Origin of the sequence: Bradyrhizobium sp. CCBAU 53421, assembly GCF_015291625.1 — a bacterium.
Classification (GTDB): domain Bacteria; phylum Pseudomonadota; class Alphaproteobacteria; order Rhizobiales; family Xanthobacteraceae; genus Bradyrhizobium.
In genome coordinates this window covers 5,753,516-5,770,406 of the sequence record NZ_CP030047.1, presented here as the reverse complement: position 1 = coordinate 5,770,406, position 16,891 = coordinate 5,753,516, and the positions used below count along the sequence as shown (strand labels likewise).

14 protein-coding genes and 1 pseudogene are annotated in these 16,891 nt (G+C 66.3%); 13 read left to right on the top strand and 2 right to left on the bottom strand.

Annotated elements, in window-relative coordinates:
• The first annotated feature begins 198 nt into the window (after positions 1–198).
• The 8 genes from XH92_RS27630 (at position 199) to XH92_RS27595 (ending at position 8,131) form a co-directional block, all read left to right on the top strand.
• The gene (locus tag XH92_RS27630) at positions 199–2,091 is read left to right on the top strand and encodes a putative bifunctional diguanylate cyclase/phosphodiesterase (protein WP_371817827.1); all 1,893 of its coding nucleotides are present in this window, start codon (positions 199–201) and stop codon (positions 2,089–2,091) included.
• Between the two features lie 96 nt (positions 2,092–2,187).
• Positions 2,188–2,373, top strand: a complete 186-nt coding sequence (locus XH92_RS27625; protein ID WP_194454933.1) for a hypothetical protein — start codon at positions 2,188–2,190, stop codon at positions 2,371–2,373.
• 156 nt (positions 2,374–2,529) lie between these two features.
• Positions 2,530–3,486, top strand: coding sequence for a catechol 2,3-dioxygenase (locus XH92_RS27620; RefSeq protein ID WP_194454932.1), 957 nt, complete (start codon positions 2,530–2,532; stop codon positions 3,484–3,486).
• A 149-nt stretch (positions 3,487–3,635) separates the two neighbouring features.
• Positions 3,636–4,118 (top strand): DUF1801 domain-containing protein, encoded by a 483-nt coding sequence (locus tag XH92_RS27615; protein WP_194454931.1) that lies wholly within the window; start codon positions 3,636–3,638, stop codon positions 4,116–4,118.
• A 132-nt stretch (positions 4,119–4,250) separates the two neighbouring features.
• Positions 4,251–5,528: a sulfite dehydrogenase gene (gene soxC, locus XH92_RS27610; RefSeq protein WP_194454930.1), complete on the top strand. Its 1,278-nt coding sequence runs from the start codon at positions 4,251–4,253 to the stop codon at positions 5,526–5,528.
• 34 nt (positions 5,529–5,562) lie between these two features.
• Positions 5,563–6,060: a c-type cytochrome gene (locus XH92_RS27605; protein ID WP_371818094.1), complete on the top strand. Its 498-nt coding sequence runs from the start codon at positions 5,563–5,565 to the stop codon at positions 6,058–6,060.
• A gap of 132 nt (positions 6,061–6,192) precedes the next feature.
• Positions 6,193–6,498 carry a BA14K family protein gene (locus XH92_RS27600; protein WP_194454928.1) on the top strand — a complete coding sequence of 102 codons (306 nt, stop codon included), beginning with the start codon at positions 6,193–6,195 and terminating at the stop codon, positions 6,496–6,498.
• Between the two features lie 145 nt (positions 6,499–6,643).
• Positions 6,644–8,131, top strand: coding sequence for an amino acid permease (locus tag XH92_RS27595; RefSeq protein WP_194461442.1), 1,488 nt, complete (start codon positions 6,644–6,646; stop codon positions 8,129–8,131).
• A gap of 261 nt (positions 8,132–8,392) precedes the next feature.
• Here the strand turns inward: XH92_RS27595 and XH92_RS27590 are convergent.
• Together XH92_RS27590 and XH92_RS27585 are read right to left on the bottom strand one after the other, a co-directional pair.
• Positions 8,393–9,742 (bottom strand): annotated as a pseudogene (locus XH92_RS27590) (aspartate aminotransferase family protein).
• A 12-nt stretch (positions 9,743–9,754) separates the two neighbouring features.
• Entirely contained in the window at positions 9,755–10,696 is a 942-nt protein-coding gene (locus XH92_RS27585; RefSeq protein ID WP_194454927.1) for a GntR family transcriptional regulator, read from the bottom strand.
• Between the two features lie 56 nt (positions 10,697–10,752).
• On the opposite strand from XH92_RS27585, the gene XH92_RS27580 reads away from it, so the two are divergent.
• From XH92_RS27580 to XH92_RS27560, 5 genes are read left to right on the top strand one after another with little or no spacing between them, the layout of a single operon-like run.
• On the top strand, positions 10,753–11,913 hold the full coding sequence (locus XH92_RS27580; RefSeq protein WP_194454926.1) for a C45 family peptidase: 1,161 nt from the start codon (positions 10,753–10,755) through the stop codon (positions 11,911–11,913).
• Complete coding sequence (locus XH92_RS27575) at positions 11,913–13,481, top strand: ABC transporter substrate-binding protein (RefSeq protein ID WP_194454925.1); 1,569 nt, start codon at positions 11,913–11,915, stop codon at positions 13,479–13,481. Before XH92_RS27580 ends, XH92_RS27575 begins: the two co-directional genes overlap by 1 nt.
• A 16-nt stretch (positions 13,482–13,497) precedes the next feature.
• A complete protein-coding gene (locus tag XH92_RS27570) occupies positions 13,498–14,442 on the top strand; it encodes an ABC transporter permease (protein WP_194454924.1) in 945 nt (314 codons plus the stop codon).
• Between the two features lie 16 nt (positions 14,443–14,458).
• Positions 14,459–15,271 carry an ABC transporter permease gene (locus XH92_RS27565; RefSeq protein WP_194454923.1) on the top strand — a complete coding sequence of 271 codons (813 nt, stop codon included), beginning with the start codon at positions 14,459–14,461 and terminating at the stop codon, positions 15,269–15,271.
• Positions 15,268–16,881 (top strand): ABC transporter ATP-binding protein, encoded by a 1,614-nt coding sequence (locus XH92_RS27560; protein WP_194454922.1) that lies wholly within the window; start codon positions 15,268–15,270, stop codon positions 16,879–16,881. Before XH92_RS27565 ends, XH92_RS27560 begins: the two co-directional genes overlap by 4 nt.
• Positions 16,882–16,891: the final 10 nt, after the last annotated feature.

Below are 16,891 nucleotides of genomic sequence, written 5' to 3'. Positions count from 1 at the left end.
GGTCTGTTTCGCGGTTTTGCCGTTAAGGCGGGATTCACCATCTCCGCGGAGTGAGCGGCAGCTCCGTATCTTTACGGGGGTGTCGGCGCGATTTGTGGCACCCTGCCTCCAGGTATCGCGTAACCGATTGCTAACTGCGACTTGTAACGACCTTTCCATCAGTGCCGCGTAACGATGCCGCGCCCGGGAGAGATCAGCGTGCGCAACGAAGACCGCAATTCAACGTCAGGGAATGCCGACACCCGCTCGACCAAGGGGCTGGCGTTCTGTGCCGGCCTGCTGGTCGGCAGCCTGTTCGGAACCGCGACGGCTCAGTGGAGCGAGCGCGAAGGCCTGCTGATGGCGGCGTTCGCGATCATGGCCGTGATCGTCTTCCTGTTGCTGAAGCGGCACGAAATCTCCGACGCACGGCTTGCCACCGAACGTCGCAATCTGATGACCGCCGTGAACAACATCCCGCAGGGCCTCGTGCTGTACGATGCCTCGGCGCGCATCATCATCTGCAATCGTCCCTACATCGAGATGTTCGGGCTCTCGCCAGATGTGGCGAAACCGGGCAGCACCATGCAGCGGCTGATCGCGCACCGGCAGGAGACCGGCTCGTTCGATGGCGACGTCGACGATTTCTGCGATGCCATCATCGGCAACGTGAAGCTCGGCCGGGCTACGCGCCAGCTGACCCAGGCGCCGGGTGGGCGCGCGATCGAGATCGTCAACACGCCGCTGCCGGAAGGCGGCTGGGTGGCGACCATCGAGGACGTCACCGATCGCACGCGCACCGAGAACAAGATCGCCCACATGGCGCACTACGATGCGCTCACCGATCTGCCCAACCGCGTGCTGTTCCGCCAGCGCCTGGAGCAGGCGCTGAAGGCGATCAGGCCGGATCAGCAGCTCGCGGTCATGTATATCGACATCGACGAGTTCAAGAGCGTCAACGACGCGCTCGGCCATCAGATCGGCGACGAGCTGCTCAGCGCGATTGCCGATCGGCTGCGCAGCTGCGTCGGTGAAACCGATGTCGCGGCGCGGCTCGGCGGTGACGAGTTTGCGGTGATCCAGACCGCGGTCCGCGACCAGACCGAGACCATGCAACTCCTCGCAGCGATCTATCAGGCGATCCGCCGGCCGATCGATTGCAGCGGACATCTGATCACCACCGATGCCAGCATCGGTATCGCCGTTGCGCCTGCCGACGGGCTCGAGCTCGATCAATTGCTGCGCAACGCCGACCTTGCGCTCTATGGCGCCAAGAGCGACGGCCGCCGCACCTACCGGTTCTTCGAAGCCGGCATGGACGCGCGCGCCAAGGCGCGGCGCAGCCTCGAACTGGAATTGCGCCAGGCCATCGCTGACGGCAGCTTCGAGCTGCACTATCAACCGCTGCTTCATCTCGAGGACGGCCGCGTCAGCTGCTGCGAGGCGCTGGTGCGCTGGCGTCATCCCGAGCGCGGCACCATCTCGCCGGCCGATTTCATCCCGGTCGCCGAGGATACCGGCCTGATCAACGATCTCGGGCACTGGGTGCTCAACACCGCGTGCCGGGAAGCCGTGAACTGGCCGGATCACATCCATGTCGCCGTCAACGTGTCGCCGATCCAGTTCAAGAGCCAGACGCTGGCGCTGAACGTCGCCGCCGCGCTGGCGGCGTCGGGGCTCGCGCCCTCGCGGCTCGAGCTCGAGATCACCGAGGCGGTGCTGATCCGCGACGACGAGGTCGCGCTCGACATCCTGCATCAGCTGCGCGACCTCGGCGTCCGCATCGCGCTCGACGATTTCGGCACCGGCTATTCGTCGCTGAGCTATCTGCAGCGCTTCCCGTTCGACAAGATCAAGATCGACCGCGCCTTCATCAGGGATCTCGCGGGGACCGGCGCATCGTCCACGATCGTCCAGGCCGTCGTGAACATCGCCGCCGCCAGCGACATGACGACGACCGCGGAGGGCGTCGAGACCGAGCAGCAGCGCAATCTGCTTCGCATCCTCGGCTGCACCGAGATGCAGGGCTACCTGTTCAGCAGGCCGGTGCCGGATGTCGAAATCCGCAAGCTGCTGTCGTCGCATCGCGAGAAGGCGGTCTCGGTCGCCTGACCGCCGGCCTCGGCCGTTTTCAATATGTGATTTCAGCCACGGAAGGCCGCGGGAGCGGCGGTCCATCTTGTTGATACGCAACAAGAGGGCCTCGCCATGTACATTCTCGTGAATGCGCTTCTCGTTCTGGCAATCGCGTTCTTCTTCTTCCTGCCGATGACCGATCGCCGCACTGCGCGGATGAAGCTCTGCATGGTGTGCGCGCTCGCCGTTGCGCTGACTGTGTCGGCGACCATCTTCCGGCCGCACGGACCCGCAGCGGTGATGGCGTCCAAGGGCTAGGCACGGACGATGGCTTCGGCGGATGCTGCAATCTTCCGGTCTCAACATTTTGTTGACGAGACCTAATCCTTTGTACACTAGTACAAATCGACGCGCCGCAGCTGCCCTCCGAGCTGAAAGAGGTCGGTCCGGCGTTGCCGCGGAGGGAGACCGCCCATGCAGCCGGAACCGATCTTCGATCTCGCGCATCTCGGGCACATGGAGCTGCTGACGCCGAAGCCGGACGAGAGTTTGTCGTTCTTCGTCGATGTCATGGGCATGACCGTCAGTGGCCGGAAGGGCGAGTCGGTTTATCTGCGCGGCTGGGACGATTACGAGCGCTACTCGCTGAAGCTGACCGCGTCGAAGACATCAGGCATGGAGCACATGGCGCTGCGGGCCCGCAGCCCGCAGGCGCTCGAGCGCCGCGTTGCCGCGCTGAAAGGATCCGGCTTCGACATCGGCTGGATTGAAGGCGACATGGGGCAGGGACCGGCATTCCGCTGCCGCGATCCCGACGGCCACGTCATCGAGCTCTATTACGAGACCGAATGGTATGAGGCGCCGGCCGAGCTGAAGCCCGCGTTGAAGAACCAGGCGCAACGCTTTCCGGCGCGCGGCGTCAACGTCCGCCGGCTCGACCATCTCAACTGCCTCGCGGTCGACATCAAGGCCAATCGCCTGTTCTTCGAGACCTACCTGGGGTGCCGGACCACCGAGCAGATCGTGCTCAACGACGGCACGGAAGCGGCGATGTGGATGACGATGTCGAACAAGAGCTACGACTTCGCCTATACGCGCGACCACTACGGCAAGAGCGGCCGTTTCCATCATGTGACCTACGCGCTCGACAGCCGCGAGGAGATCCTGCGGGCCGCGGACATCTTCCTCGAGCACGGCGTGCATATCGAGACCGGGCCGCACAAGCACGCGATCCAGCAGACCTTCTTCCTCTATGTCTATGAACCCGGCGGCAACCGCGTCGAGGTCGCCAATGCCGGCGCCCGGCTGATCCTCGCGCCGGACTGGAAGCCGATCGTGTGGACCGAGGAGGAACGCAAGAAGGGCCAGGCCTGGGGATTGAAGACGATCGAGTCGTTCCACACCCACGGCACGCCGCCGGTGGCCGGCTAGGCGTCGGGTCGTACGGCGCAAGATCAAGCGCGTCGATCCGCCGCCGCGCACATCTAAAGTGGATGACGACAACATGCACGCATAGTCGATATGATCCGGCTCGAGCGGTCGACGCTGGGCGCGATAGTGAACTGATGGGAATAGGCACAATGGCCGGCAAGACGCCCAAGACGTCAGCGAAGCGTGCGAAGAAGAGTGTCAAGAAGAGCGCGACGAAGCGCGGTGCAGCAAAGCCGCGCCTGCTTTCGGGTGGCAATCCGCAGATCGCGAAAGGGTATGGTGACTCGCCCGTGCAAGCCTATATCGCGGCGATGCCGGGGTGGAAGCGCGATATCGGACGCAAGCTTGACGGCCTCATCGTGCGCACCATTCCCGGTGTGCACAAGGCGGTGAAGTGGAATTCGCCACTGTATGGCATGGATGGGCAAGGCTGGTTCCTCGGCATCCATGTCTTGACGCGCTACGTCAAGGTGGCGTTCTTTCGCGGCGCCTCGCTGCATCCGGTGCCGCCGGGTGAGTCCAAGCAGCAGCACACGCGTTATCTCCACCTTCACGAGAACGACGAGATCGACGAAGCCCAGTTCACCGCCTGGGTGAAGCAGGCCAGCCAATTGCCCGGCGAACGGATGTGAGTGGCCGCGCAAGTCGGGGCCGGCGAGCAACGGCCACGACGCGCCGTCGATGCAGCTCTGCGCGTCCAGGCCTTGCCTCGCCTCGGACGTTTGGTGTTAGGCTGCGTCTCGTAACGTCAGAGGAAAACGTCGATGAGCGAACACACGACGGACAAGCGCGTGCGAGAGGCGTCTCGCAGGCGATTCCTTCAGGCGGGCGCAGCACTGGCCGGTGGCTCCGCGATGGCGGGAGTGGCCGGTTCTACCGCGCTTGCCGAACAGGGGAATAATCTTCCGCCCAACGTGCCGGAATGGATGAAAGCGCCCGGCGATCCGATGGGAAGCCAGCCCTATGGCACGCCGTCGGTTCACGAGAAGGGCGTCGTCAAGAACATCTCCAAGACGCTGCCGCAATACATCTCCGCGTCGGGCCGCACGCCGTTGCAGGAGCTCGACGGCATCATCACGCCGAACGGCCTGTTCTACGAACGCCACCATGGCGGCGTGCCGACCATCGATCCGGCCGAGCACCGGCTGATGCTGCACGGCATGGTCGATCGCCCGCTGGTGTTCACGATGGAGGATATCCGCCGCTTTCCGTCGCAATCGCGCATCCACTTCCTCGAATGCTCCGGCAATCCGGTCTACACCAAGCCCTACGGCAAGACGGCCTCCGATCTCGTCGGCTTGCTGAGCTGCGCGGAATGGACCGGCGTGCCGCTGAAGACGGTGCTGGACGAAGCCGGCGTGCAGGCGGGCGCCAAATGGATCGTCGCCGAAGGCGCCGATGCCGCAGCACTGACGCGCTCGATCCCGATCGAGAAGTGCCTCGACGATGCCATGCTGGTCTACAGCCAGAACGGCGAGCGGCTGCGTCCGCAGCAGGGCTATCCGCTGCGGCTGTTGCTGCCGGGCTTCGAGGGCAACATGAATGTGAAATGGTTGCGCCGGCTCAAGGTGGTCGCCGAGCCGGCCTATTCGCGCGAGGAGACCTCGAAATACACCGACCTGATGCCGGACGGCACGTCGCGCGAATTCACCTTCTACATGGAGGCCAAGTCGATCATCACGCGGCCGTCCGGCGGTCAGAAGCTGACGACGCACGGCTTTCACGAGATCACCGGGATCGCCTGGAGCGGCCACGGCAAGATCAAGAGCGTCGAGGTCTCGCTCGACGAGGGCAAGAGCTGGCAGCAGGCGGAGCTGCAGGAGCCGGTGCTGACGCGCGCGCTCACGCGCTTCCGCTTGCCTTGGCACTGGGACGGCTCCCCCGCCGTGATCCAGAGCCGCGCCATCGACGAGACCGGATACGTGCAGCCCACGCTGGCCGAATTGGTGGCGGTGCGCGGTCTCAACTCGTTCTACCATAACAACGCGATCTGGCCCTGGCGCATCGATGCGAATGGTGAGGTGACCAATGGCCAGGCGTAAGCTCAAGGCGGCGCTTGTCGTGGGCGCGATTGCGATGCTTGCCGCAGCGGCGCAGGCCGAGGATCGCTTCGGCATTGGGCGTCCGGCAACGCCCGCCGAGATCGCGGGCTGGAACATCGACATCGGTCGCGATGGCTCCAACCTTCCACCGGGCAGCGGCACCGTCGATCGCGGCCGCACCGTGTTCGCCGAGCAGTGCGCGGCGTGCCACGGCGACAACGGGCAGGGCGCTGTCGGCGACCGCCTGGTCGGCGGGCAGGGCACGCTCGCGAGCCCAAAGCCGATCCGCACCGTCGGCAGCTACTGGCCTTACGCCCCGACACTGTTCGACTATATCCGCCGCGCGATGCCGCAGAACGCGCCGCAGTCGCTGAGCAATGAGGACGTCTACGCGGTGTCCGCCTACATCCTCAGCCTCAACGGCATCGTGCCGGCCAATGCGGTGCTCGATGCAAAGTCGCTCGCGGCAGTAAAAATGCCGAACCGCGACGGGTTCGTCTCCGACCCGCGGCCCGACGTGCGTAATCGCTGAGCGGCGAGCCGGATGGCTCGCAGCATCGTGACGTCGTGACCCTGTGCGCTAGCGATTGCCGCCCCTATCTCGGCTTCAGGGGCGGCCCAGCCGTCTTCCGCACGCGTTCATTTGATCGATAGGAGAGGCCGTATGACGAGGTCGCGGGCAGTCGCAGCCGCCATGCTGCTGGTGGGAATGACGTTCACGCCGGTCTCGGCCCAGATTTCGGAGCCGGCGCTTTTCGACGCGCAAAATCCGGGGCGGAGCGCCATCAACGGCGGCGCCCTGACGCCATGGGGTGAGGCCCAGCAGGCGCTGCAACGCGGCGGCAATCCGGCGAATGCCTATGGCGCCATGCTGGCGGCACCGTCCTCGTCTTGCGCACGCTATCGTTCGTTCGATCCGGCATCCGGCACCTTCCTTGGCCGCGACGGCCGCCGCCATCCCTGCCAATAGGGCCAGGCATCCCGCTTCGCGGTGGATAAGCGCGCCGGTTATCGCCCGGTGCGCCAACCACCGGACGTCGGCTGCGCTATAGTACGCTGATCCTGTCGGGTCCCGCCGGACCCGAGCGGCGGAGGCAATTGGCGTGACAGACACCTTGGCCGGTTTCTGGGACCGAAAGTCGACCGCGGAGCTGTTGCGGGAAGCGGCGCGTGCCGACGGCGACGCCGAGACGCCGGTCTTCAGGCGCTCGCTCTCGGCGTTGCAATTGGTCACGCTCGGCATCGGCGGCATCATCGGCGCCGGCATCTTCGTGCTGACGGGCCATGCGGCGGCCGCCAATGCCGGACCCGCCGTTACGCTCTCCTTCATGCTTGGCGCCGTCGCCTGCGCGTTCGCCGGCCTGTGCTACGCCGAGATGGCGTCGACGGTACCAATCTGCGGCAGCGCCTACACATATGCTTACGCGACACTCGGCGAATTGATCGCCTGGATCATCGGCTGGGACCTGATCCTCGAATATGCGGTCGGCGCGATCGCGGTCTCGGTCGGATGGTCCGGCTATTTCGTCAGCTTGATGCGCGATTTCGGCATCAACCTGCCGCAGCAATTCACCTCGGCGCCGCTCGCCTATGACGTCAACACCGGTGCGTGGTCGTCGACCGGCGCGGTCATCAACATCCCGGCGATGGCGATCATCGCGTTCGTCACCACGCTGCTGGTGGTCGGCATTCGCGAGTCCGCGCGCTTCACAGGCTTCGTCGTCGTGGTCAAGCTCGTGGTCATCGCATTGTTTCTCGCCGCCGCGGCCTCCTCGGTCTCGCTGGCGAACTGGGTGACGGCGGGCAATCCGCAGGGGGCGCTGATCCCGCCGAATGCCGGTCCCGGCGCATTCGGCTGGTCCGGCGTGGTCCGTGGCGCGGCGGTGGTGTTCTTCGCCTATATCGGCTTCGATGCGATCTCGACCGCGGCGCAGGAAGCGAAGACGCCGGAGCGCGACATGCCGATCGGCATTCTCGGCTCGCTCGTGATCTGCGCCGCGCTCTATGTCGCGGTCGGTTTCGTCCTGACCGGCATCGTGCCGTACGACAAGCTCAGCGTGCCCGATCCGATCGCGGTCGGCATCGATGCGGTCGGGATCGGCTGGCTCGGTCCCTTCATCAAGCTCGGCATCCTGTTCGGGCTGACCTCGGTGATCCTGATCATGCTGCTGGCGCAGCCGCGCATCTTCCGCGCCATGGCGCATGACGGGCTGCTGCCGGGCTTTGCCGCCAGGATCCATCCGCGCTTCCGGACCCCCTATGTCTCGACCATCTTCTCCGGCACCGTCGCCGCCGTGCTCGGCGGGTTGCTGCCGATCGGGCTGGTCGGCGAACTGGTCTCGATCGGCACGCTGTTCGCATTCACCGTGGTCTCGATCGGAACGCTGGTGCTACGCCTGCGCGATCCGGACTTGCCGCGTCCCTTCAAGGCGCCGGCGATCTGGCTGGTCGCCCCGGCGGCCGCGGCAACGTCGCTGTTCCTGATGTTCGGCCTGCCGCTCGACACCTGGATCAGGCTCGCGGTGTGGCTCGTGATCGGGCTTGCGATCTATGCCGCCTACGGCAGACACCACAGCCGGCTGCGAGCGAGGGGCGGGGTGTAGGCGAGGCGCCTGTGGCGCTTCGCTTTGCTGGTGTCATTGCGAGCCCGCTTCCGCGAAGAGATTGTCGTCCCTGCGAAAGCAGGGACCCATACGCCGCGGCGGGTGTTGCGGACGGGATTCGTCGTTCCAGCGCGGCAAACCAATCAAGATTCGTGGTTTTGGGTCCCTGCTTTCGCAGGGACGACATCGGATTTGTTGCGGTATCGAAAGTCAGATGTCCGCAGTTGCGCTCGATCCGTGGCGATAGGTTTTCGCCTCCGATTACTCGATCGCGTGCAACGTGCGGCGGATCGCCGCAAAAATCGCCTCGACCTGGTCTTCGGTGATGATCAGGGGCGGAGAGATCATCAACGTATCGGCGGCGGCGCGGATCAGGATGCCGTCCTCGTCGTAGCATCGCCTGGCGCATTCGGGACCGCGCGTGCCGGCCGCCCCGTCGCGCGGCTTCAGATCGATCGCGGCCAGCAGGCCGATGTTCCTGACATCGATGACGTGCGGCGTGTCCCTCAGCGCATGCGCAGCCGCCTCCCACACCGGTGCGATGCGCCGGGCGCGCTCGAACAGGCCGAGGTCCTGATAGACGTCGAGCGCGGCGAGCCCGGCCGCGCAGGCGAGCGGATGCGCCGAGTAGGTATAGCCGTGGAACAGCTCGACGGTGTTTTCCGGGCCGTTCATCAGCGCGGCATAAACCTTGTCACTGACAATGACGCCGCCCATCGGCACGGCGGCATTGGTCATGCCCTTGGCGCAGGTGATGAGATCGGGTGTCACGCCGAGCGCATTCGCCGCGAACGGCGCGCCGAGCCGGCCAAAGCCGGTGATCACCTCGTCGAAGATCAGGAGGATGCCGTGCTGGTCGCAGATCTGGCGCAGCCGCTCGAGATAGCCTGATGGAGGCGGGTAGACGCCGCCCGAGCCGGTCACGGGCTCGACGATCACGGCCGCGACGGTCGAGGGATCGTGGATCAGCAGGAGCTTGTCGAGCTCATCGGCGAAATGCGCGCCCCATGCCGGCTGCCCGCGCGAGAATGCAGTGTGCTCGGGATCGTGCGGCAGCGACAGATGGTCGACCTCGGGCAGCAGCGGGCCGAAATCGCGGCGGTGACGGTACAGGCCGCTTACCGACAATCCGCCCCAGCCCATGCCGTGATAGGCCTTGGCGCGCGAGATGAAGCGAATGCGGCTGGCTTCGCCGCGGGCGCGATGATAGCCGCGCGCGATCTTGAGCGCGGTGTCGACCGATTCCGATCCGGAGTTGGTGAAGAACACATGGTCGAGACCCTTCAGGCGTGATCTCGGTGATGCGTCCGGCGAGCTCGAATGCGGCCGGGTGGCTCATCTGGAACGAGGAGACGAAATCGAGCTTCGCGGCCTGCGCCTGGATCGCCTCGACGATCCGCTTCTGGCCGTGTCCGGCGTTGACGCACCACAGCCCCGCCATGCCGTCGAGAATGCGCCGGCCGTCCTGCGTGATGTAGTGCATGCCCTCGGCGCCGGTGAACAGTCGCGGGTGGCTTTGAACTGGCGGTTGGGCGTCATCGGCATCCAGAACGGCTCCATCGCCTCGCGGGTGAGGGGCGTGTTGGTTGCCGCGGCGTGCGGTGAATGCATGGAGGCCTCCTGTTATTTGCCGGTGTTGCTGCGGCTATTGGCCGGATCGTCGGTGATGCGCTTGACCTTTGAGGCGCCTTCGAGGTGTTTAAGCATCAGCGCGGAAGCGGCCTCGCGCTCACCGGCCTCGAGCCGGTCGAGGATCGCAAGATGCTCGCGGCAGTTCACCAGCACGCGCTCATAGCCGAAGGTCCAGTCGTAGTTCGCAAAGCTGCGCAGCCGGTTCTGCTGCTGCACGGCGACCAGCAGGAAGCGGTTGCCGGAGGCCGCCGCCAATCCCTCGTGGAAGGCAGCGTTCATCTCGAAGAAGGCGATGCTCGCGGTCTCGCTCCAGGTCTGCTTGGTCGCCTCCTGATGGCGCCGGCGCATCTCGGCGGCCCAGACCGGATCGAGTCGAAAGCCCGGCTCCAGCAGGGCGGCCGGCTCGATCAGCATCCGGTAGCGGTAGCTCTCCTCGCGCGCTTGCGCGTCGGCGATGATCGGCTGAAATCGCCAGCCATGTCCGGGCTTGCGCTGCACCGCTGAGACCTCCGCAAGCTTGGCCAGCACGCGCTGCACCACCGGACGCGAGGCGCCGTAGCGCTGCATCAGGTCGCGCTCGGAGACGTCGACCGGAAGGCGGCCGCTGCGCCGGTCGCGCGCGATCGCGACGAACAGCCGGTCGGTATCCGCAGGTCCGGGCCTGACAGTTGTCTTCGGTGCTGGCGGAGCCTTGTCGGCGACGAAGAAGCCGCGGCTTGCGCCGACCCGTATCAGGCGGCGGCCTGCCAATAATTTCAGCGCCGCGCGCACCGGCGTGCGCGAAACCTGCAGCCGTTCCGCCAGCGCCACCTCCGCAAGTCGCGTGCCGGGCGCGAGGTTTTCCGCCCGGATCAGCTCCAGGATGCCCGCCGACAGTTCGCGTTGCAGGCGGCTCGGGGCTGCCTTCGCAATGGGCGCAGATTTTTGTTTCATGTACTCACAAAATACATTAGCCTTCGCGGAAACGCAAAAGGAAGTTGGTGCAAACGATGGTCGAACCCTTTCCCCTGATCGAGATTTCCGGCCCGCCGCATGAGCGCGGCAAGCAGTATGGCCGCCAGGCGGCCGACCGCATCCGCAAGGGCACTTCGCACTATTTCTCGCAGCTCAAGGAGCTCTCGCTCGATGCTGCCGGCGTCGCCGGGCTGGTGCGCGACTATCTTCCTGTGATCGAGGCGTTCGAACCTGCCTATATCGAAGAGATGCACGGCATCGCCGAGGGCGCCGGCGTTCCGTTCGAGGATATCGTGCTGCTCAACGCCCGCACCGAGATCCTCAAGCTTGCCGAGCCGTCGGTTCGGGCGCGGCTGAAGGCGTCCGACGAGCCCGATGGCTGCACCGGCGTCGTCGTGCTGCCGCAGGCAACCGCGTCGGGGCGGCTGATCCACGCCCAGAACTGGGACTGGAAGCGGGAATGCGCCGAGACCGCCGTCGTGCTGAAGGTGCGCCGCGACGATGGTCCCGATCTCATGACCTTCACCGAAGCCGGCGCGCTCGGCCGCTGCGGCTTCAACGCGGCCGGCATCGCCATCACCGCGAACTATCTGCAGTGCGACCGCGACTATCGTCAGATCGGCGCGCCGCTGGCGCTGATCCGGCGCAAGGTGCTGGAGAGCGAGCATGTCGCGCTGTCGATGCGCACGGTCTATTGCACCAGGAAGTCCGCCGCCAACAACATGATCGTCAGCCATCGCGACGGTGTCGCGATCGACTTCGAATGCGCGCCGGACGAGACCTTCCAGGTGCATCCCGATCGCGGGCTATTGGTGCACGCCAATCACTTCGTCAGCCCGGTTGCGCTCGGCAAGCTCAAGGATACCGGCATCGCCAGCACGCCGGACAGCCTCTATCGCGACATCCGGGTCCGCGATCTGTTGCAGCCGCATCTTGGCGCCATCAGCTTCGAGACCGTGAAGACGGCGCTGTTCGACGACTTCGCCTATCCGTGGTCGGTGTGCCGGCCGCCGCGCCGCAACCTCGGCAACAACCTCAGCGCCACCGTCGCGATGATCCTGATGGAGCCGGCGAGCGGGCTGATGGAAGTCGCGCCGCTGCCGGCACTCAACCGGCAGTTCACGTCCTATCGGCTCGACGTGGCCGCCAGCCCGCGCAATGAGGTCGCGCCATCGGCGACCGCGAGGGCGTCCTGATGGTCCTGTGTCGGCCATCACGCGGGATGGTCGGCCTGCTGGCGCTGTCGGCGATGCTGACGGCGCTGCCGCTGCGCGCGGACGCCGAGACGCTGCTGCGGACGCGGCTGAATGCCGACATCCGCTCCACCGATCCCGGCACCAACCGCGACGCCAACACCGACGGCGTGATGGCGCATATCGTCGAGGGCCTGGTAGCGTTCCGCGACGATACCTCGATCGGGCCGATGCTGGCGGACAGCTGGGCCATCTCGGACGACGGCAAGACCTACACCTTCCGCCTCAGGCAGGGCGTCAAGTTCCACAACGGCGCCGGCATGACCGCGGATGACGTTATCTGGTCGCTGAAGCGCTGGCTCGATCCCGCCACCCAATGGCGCTGCCTGTCCGAACTCAGCGCCACCGGCATCGCCCAGATCCAGAAGATCGAGGCGCCCGACGCGCAGACCGTCGCGATCACCCTCGACCGGCCGACCGCGCTGTTCCTGTCGACATTGGCGCGGCCCGATTGCGGGCAGACTGCCATCATCCACCGCGACTCGGTCGGGCCTGACGGCAAGTGGATCGCGCCTGTCGGGACCGGACCGTTCAAGCTCGGCGAATGGAAGCGCGGCCAGTATGTCGACCTGGTGCGCTTCGACGGCTACGCCGCGCGCAGCGAGCCGCGCACCGGCTATGCTGGCGCCAAGATCGCGCAAGTCGACCGGATCAGGTTCAACGTCGTTCCCGATGGCTCGGCGGCCAAGGCAGGCCTGTTGTCTGGCTCGCTCGATGCGGTCAGCAATCTGGCGATCCCCGATGTCGAGGACCTCAAGACGCGGCCGGACGTGCAGCTCAGCATCACGCCCGCGCTCGGTCTCACCGGCATCCTGTTCCAGACCCGCGATCCCCTACTCAAGGACGTGCGGATCCGGCGGGCGATCGCGCTCAGCCTCGATACGCCGCAGATCATCGACGCTGTGATGGAAGGCATCGCGCGCGCCAACAATTCGGCGTTGCCGATCGGAAGTCCGTTCTATGGAGAGGTCGAGGCCCACGGCTACACCCAGAACGTCGCGGAAGCCAAGAAGCTGCTGGCGCAGACCGGCTATCATGGCCAGCCGATCAAGATGATTGCCAACAAGCGCTACAGCTACGTGTTCGATTCCGCGGTGCTGGTGCAAGCGATGGCACAGGCCGCGGGCATCAATATCGAGATCGAGGTGCTGGACTGGGCCGCCCAACTCGATCGCTACAACCGCGGCGATTACCAGTCGATGGCCTTCGTCTACTCGCCGCGGCTCGATCCGTCGCTCTCTTTCGAGATGCTGATGGGGCCGAAGGCTGCGCAGCCGCGCAAGGTCTGGGACGATCCGGAGGCGCAGAGGCTGCTGCAGGAATCGATGATGATCGACGACAAGGCGAAGCGGCAACAGCTATTCGACGAACTGCATCGCCGCTTCATCGACGACGTGCCGATGATCGTGCTGTTCAACGGCGCCGAGATCGCCGCGTTGCGCAACAACGTCAAAGGATTTGCCGGCTGGCTGTTCGGACAACCGCGCTTCTGGGGCGTGAGCGTAGAGTAGAGGAGGGACCACGGCGATGCTGGGCTACCTCGCACGACGGCTGGCCATGACGATCCCGACGCTGCTGCTGGTGGCGGTCGCGGTGTTCACGCTGGTGCGCCTGATCCCGGGTGATCCGGTGCAGGTGATGCTCGGCGACAGCGCCGATCCGGCGCAGGCCGCGCAACTGCGCGCGCAGCTCGGGCTCGACCAGCCGGTGCCGCTGCAATTCCTGTACTGGCTCGGCAAGCTTGCGACCGGCGACCTCGGCCATTCCATCACCAACAACCTTCCGGTGCTGCCGCTGATCCTGGAGCGCTTCCAGGTCTCGGCCACCATCGTGCTGGTGGCGGTCGGCCTTGCCGCCTGCATCGCCGTCGTGGCCGGCCTGATCGCGGCGTGGAAACAGAACAGCACACTCGATCTTGCGATCGTCGGCGGCGCCACGCTGCTGCTGTCGATCCCGAGCTTCTGGCTCGGCCTCCTGCTGCTCCTGCTGTTCGGCTTGAAGCTGAAATGGCTGCCGGTGATCGGCTACGTGCCATTCTCGGAGAACGTCTGGCAGGCAACCTTGTTCATGGTGCTGCCGATCGTGACGCTGACCGCGGTCGAGATCGGCGTGCTGACGCGGATGGCGCGGGCGGCCTCGATCGAGGTGCTGCGCCTCGAATACGTCACCCATGCGCGCGCCAAGGGCGTCCCGGAATGGCTGGTACTCGGCCGCCACGTGCTGCCGAACGCCTTTGCCCCGACCTGGACGCTGATTGGCCTCGTGCTCGGCCATCTGCTCGGCGGCATCGCCGTGATCGAGACCGTGTTCACGCTGCCGGGGCTCGGCCGGCTGCTGGTCGATTCGATCTTCGCGCGCGACTATCCGGTGGTGCAGGGCTGTTTGCTGTTCACCGCGGTGATCTATGTCGTCGTCAATCTGATCGTTGACCTCTGCTATCCGCTGTTCGATCCGAGGGTGGCCGTGGCATGAGAAGGGTGGCCGTGGCATGAAATGGCGCATCAACACCGTGATCGGCGGCGCGCTGATCGCCCTGCTGCTCGGCACTGCCGTAACAGCCGCGTTCTGGACGCCGTTTGATCCGCTGCGCATCAACCTGAAGGCGCGGCTGCAGGCGCCGTCCTTGCTGCACTGGTTCGGCACCGATGAATTCGGGCGCGACGTGCTGAGCCGGCTGATGGCCGGGGCCGCCGCCAGCGTGGTGGTGGCGCTCGCCACCGTCCTGATCGCCGTCAGCATCGGCGTGCTGGTCGGCGGCGTCGCCGGCTATCTGCGCGGCTGGACCGACCGCGTCATCATGGCCGTCAACGACGCGCTGCTGGCCTTTCCCGGCATCCTGCTGGCGCTGGCGGTGATGATCGTGGTAGGCGCCAACAAGTCCGGCCTCGTGCTGGCGCTGGGGCTCGCCTACATCCCCTCGGTCGCGCGCGTCGTCCGCGGCACCGTGCTGTCGATCCGCGAAAAGGAGTATATCGAGGCCTCGCGCGTGATCGGCAACTCCGAGCTCTATTCGATGCTCCGCCACGTGCTGCCCAATGCGATCGCGCCGGTCGCGGTGCTGGCGACCAGCATGTTCGGCTGGGTGCTGCTGGCCGAGAGCGCGCTGAGTTTCCTCGGCCTCGGCGTGCCGCCGCCGGCACCGACCTGGGGCAACATGCTGGCGGCGAGCCGGCCCTATATGGAGACCGCGGCCTGGCTCAGCATCGCGCCGGGACTGTGCATCGCGCTGACCCTGCTCGGCATCAACCTGCTCGGCGATTCCCTGCGCGATCGCCTCGATCCCAGGATGGCGCACGGATGACCGCGCCGCTGCTCACGGTCGATCATCTGCGCATCGAGGCCGCGAGGACCGGCGCTGTTGTCGTCGACGACCTGTCGTTCGCGATCGAGCGCGGCGAATTCCTCGCCGTGGTCGGCGAATCCGGCAGCGGCAAGACCGCCGCGGCGCGCGCCATTCTCGGGCTGCTGCCGCCGGGCCTGCGGCGGGTCGGCGGCGCGATCCGGCTCGACGGCGAGGATCTCGCCGAGATCACGCCAAGGCGCATGCGCGCGCTGCGCGGCCGCTCGGTCGGCATGGTGTTCCAGGAGCCGATGGTCTCGCTCAATCCGGCGATCAGCGTCGGCGCGCAGATGGCCGAAGGGCTCGCGCTGCACGAGAGGCTGACGCGGGGCGGGATCCGGCAACGCTGCCTCGACATGCTGGCGCGAGTGCAGATCCGCGATCCCGCGCGCACCTTCGATGCCTATCCGCATGAATTCTCCGGCGGGATGCGTCAGCGCATCATGCTGGCCTCGGTGATGCTGTTGAAGCCGAAGCTGCTGCTGGCCGACGAGCCGACCACGGCGCTCGATACGCTCAGCCAGCGCGAGGTGCTCGACCTGATGGTCGAGCTGGCGCGCGATCACGGCACCGCGGTGATGCTGATCACCCACAATCTCGGCCTGGTGTCGCGCTATGCGCAGCGCGCCGTCGTGCTGCGGCAGGGCCGGCTGGTGGAGACCGGCAGCGTCCGGCAGATCCTCTCCGCGCCGCGCGAGGCCTATACGCGGCAACTCGTCGATGCGCTGCCGCGGCGGCGCGCCGCGACCGGGCGCCGCGCGACCGGCGAGCCGCTGATCAGCGTGCGCGGCCTGAAGGTCGCGTTCGGCGAGCGGCAGCGCCTGTTCCGCAGGGATGCCGATGTTGCGGCGGTCAACGGCGTCGATCTCGAAATCGGTGCGGGCGAGACCGTCGCCGTGGTCGGCGGCAGCGGCTCGGGCAAGACCACGCTCGGCCGCGCCATGCTGCGGCTGATCCCGGCGGCCGCCGGCGAAATCCGCTTTCAGGGCAGGGACGTGATCGCGACACGCGACCGCGCGTTCCGTCTGGCCTCGCAGCTCGTGTTCCAGGATCCGTATTCGTCGCTCGACCCGCGCATGCGGGTCGGCCAGATCGTCGCCGAGCCGCTGCGGCATGTCCCGGAGCTGTCGTCCGCCGAGCGCGATCGTCGCGTTGCCAGCATGCTCGAGGAGGTCGGGCTGGCAGGATTCGCGCTGCGCTGGCCGCATGAGCTCTCCGGCGGTCAGCGCCAGCGCATCGCGATCGCGCGCGCGATCGTGCGACACCCGTCCTTCGTGGTCGCCGACGAGCCGGTCTCCGCGCTCGACATGACGATCCAGGCCCAGGTCCTGAAGCTGTTCGAGCGGTTGCAGGCGCAATACGGCTTTGCCTGCCTGTTCATCAGCCATGACCTTGCCGCGGTCGAGCAGGTTGCCGACCGCGTGGTGGTGATGCAGGGCGGCCGCATCGTCGAGCAGGGTACGCGAGACGACGTGTTCGACCGTCCGCAGCATGAGTACACAAGAGCGCTGCTCGCTGCGACGCCGGTGCTGGATTTTGCCGGGCAAGCCGCCGCGCGCGCGTCGGGCTGACGGAAAGTCA

Bases quoted from the DNA above. Each gene is read 5' to 3' on its own strand.
- XH92_RS27580 (WP_194454926.1), top strand. From the start codon at position 10,753: ATGGTCGAACCCTTTCCCCTGATCGAGATTTCCGGCCCGCCGCATGAG.
- XH92_RS27625 (WP_194454933.1), top strand. From the start codon at position 2,188: ATGTACATTCTCGTGAATGCGCTTCTCGTTCTGGCAATCGCGTTCTTC.
- XH92_RS27605 (WP_371818094.1), top strand. From the start codon at position 5,563: ATGCTTGCCGCAGCGGCGCAGGCCGAGGATCGCTTCGGCATTGGGCGT.
- XH92_RS27575 (WP_194454925.1), top strand. From the start codon at position 11,913: ATGGTCCTGTGTCGGCCATCACGCGGGATGGTCGGCCTGCTGGCGCTG.
- XH92_RS27600 (WP_194454928.1), top strand. From the start codon at position 6,193: ATGACGAGGTCGCGGGCAGTCGCAGCCGCCATGCTGCTGGTGGGAATG.
- XH92_RS27565 (WP_194454923.1), top strand. From the start codon at position 14,459: ATGAAATGGCGCATCAACACCGTGATCGGCGGCGCGCTGATCGCCCTG.
- XH92_RS27620 (WP_194454932.1), top strand. From the start codon at position 2,530: ATGCAGCCGGAACCGATCTTCGATCTCGCGCATCTCGGGCACATGGAG.
- XH92_RS27615 (WP_194454931.1), top strand. From the start codon at position 3,636: ATGGCCGGCAAGACGCCCAAGACGTCAGCGAAGCGTGCGAAGAAGAGT.
- XH92_RS27560 (WP_194454922.1), top strand. From the start codon at position 15,268: ATGACCGCGCCGCTGCTCACGGTCGATCATCTGCGCATCGAGGCCGCG.
- XH92_RS27585 (WP_194454927.1), bottom strand. From the start codon at position 10,696: ATGAAACAAAAATCTGCGCCCATTGCGAAGGCAGCCCCGAGCCGCCTG.
- XH92_RS27570 (WP_194454924.1), top strand. From the start codon at position 13,498: ATGCTGGGCTACCTCGCACGACGGCTGGCCATGACGATCCCGACGCTG.
- soxC (WP_194454930.1), top strand. From the start codon at position 4,251: ATGAGCGAACACACGACGGACAAGCGCGTGCGAGAGGCGTCTCGCAGG.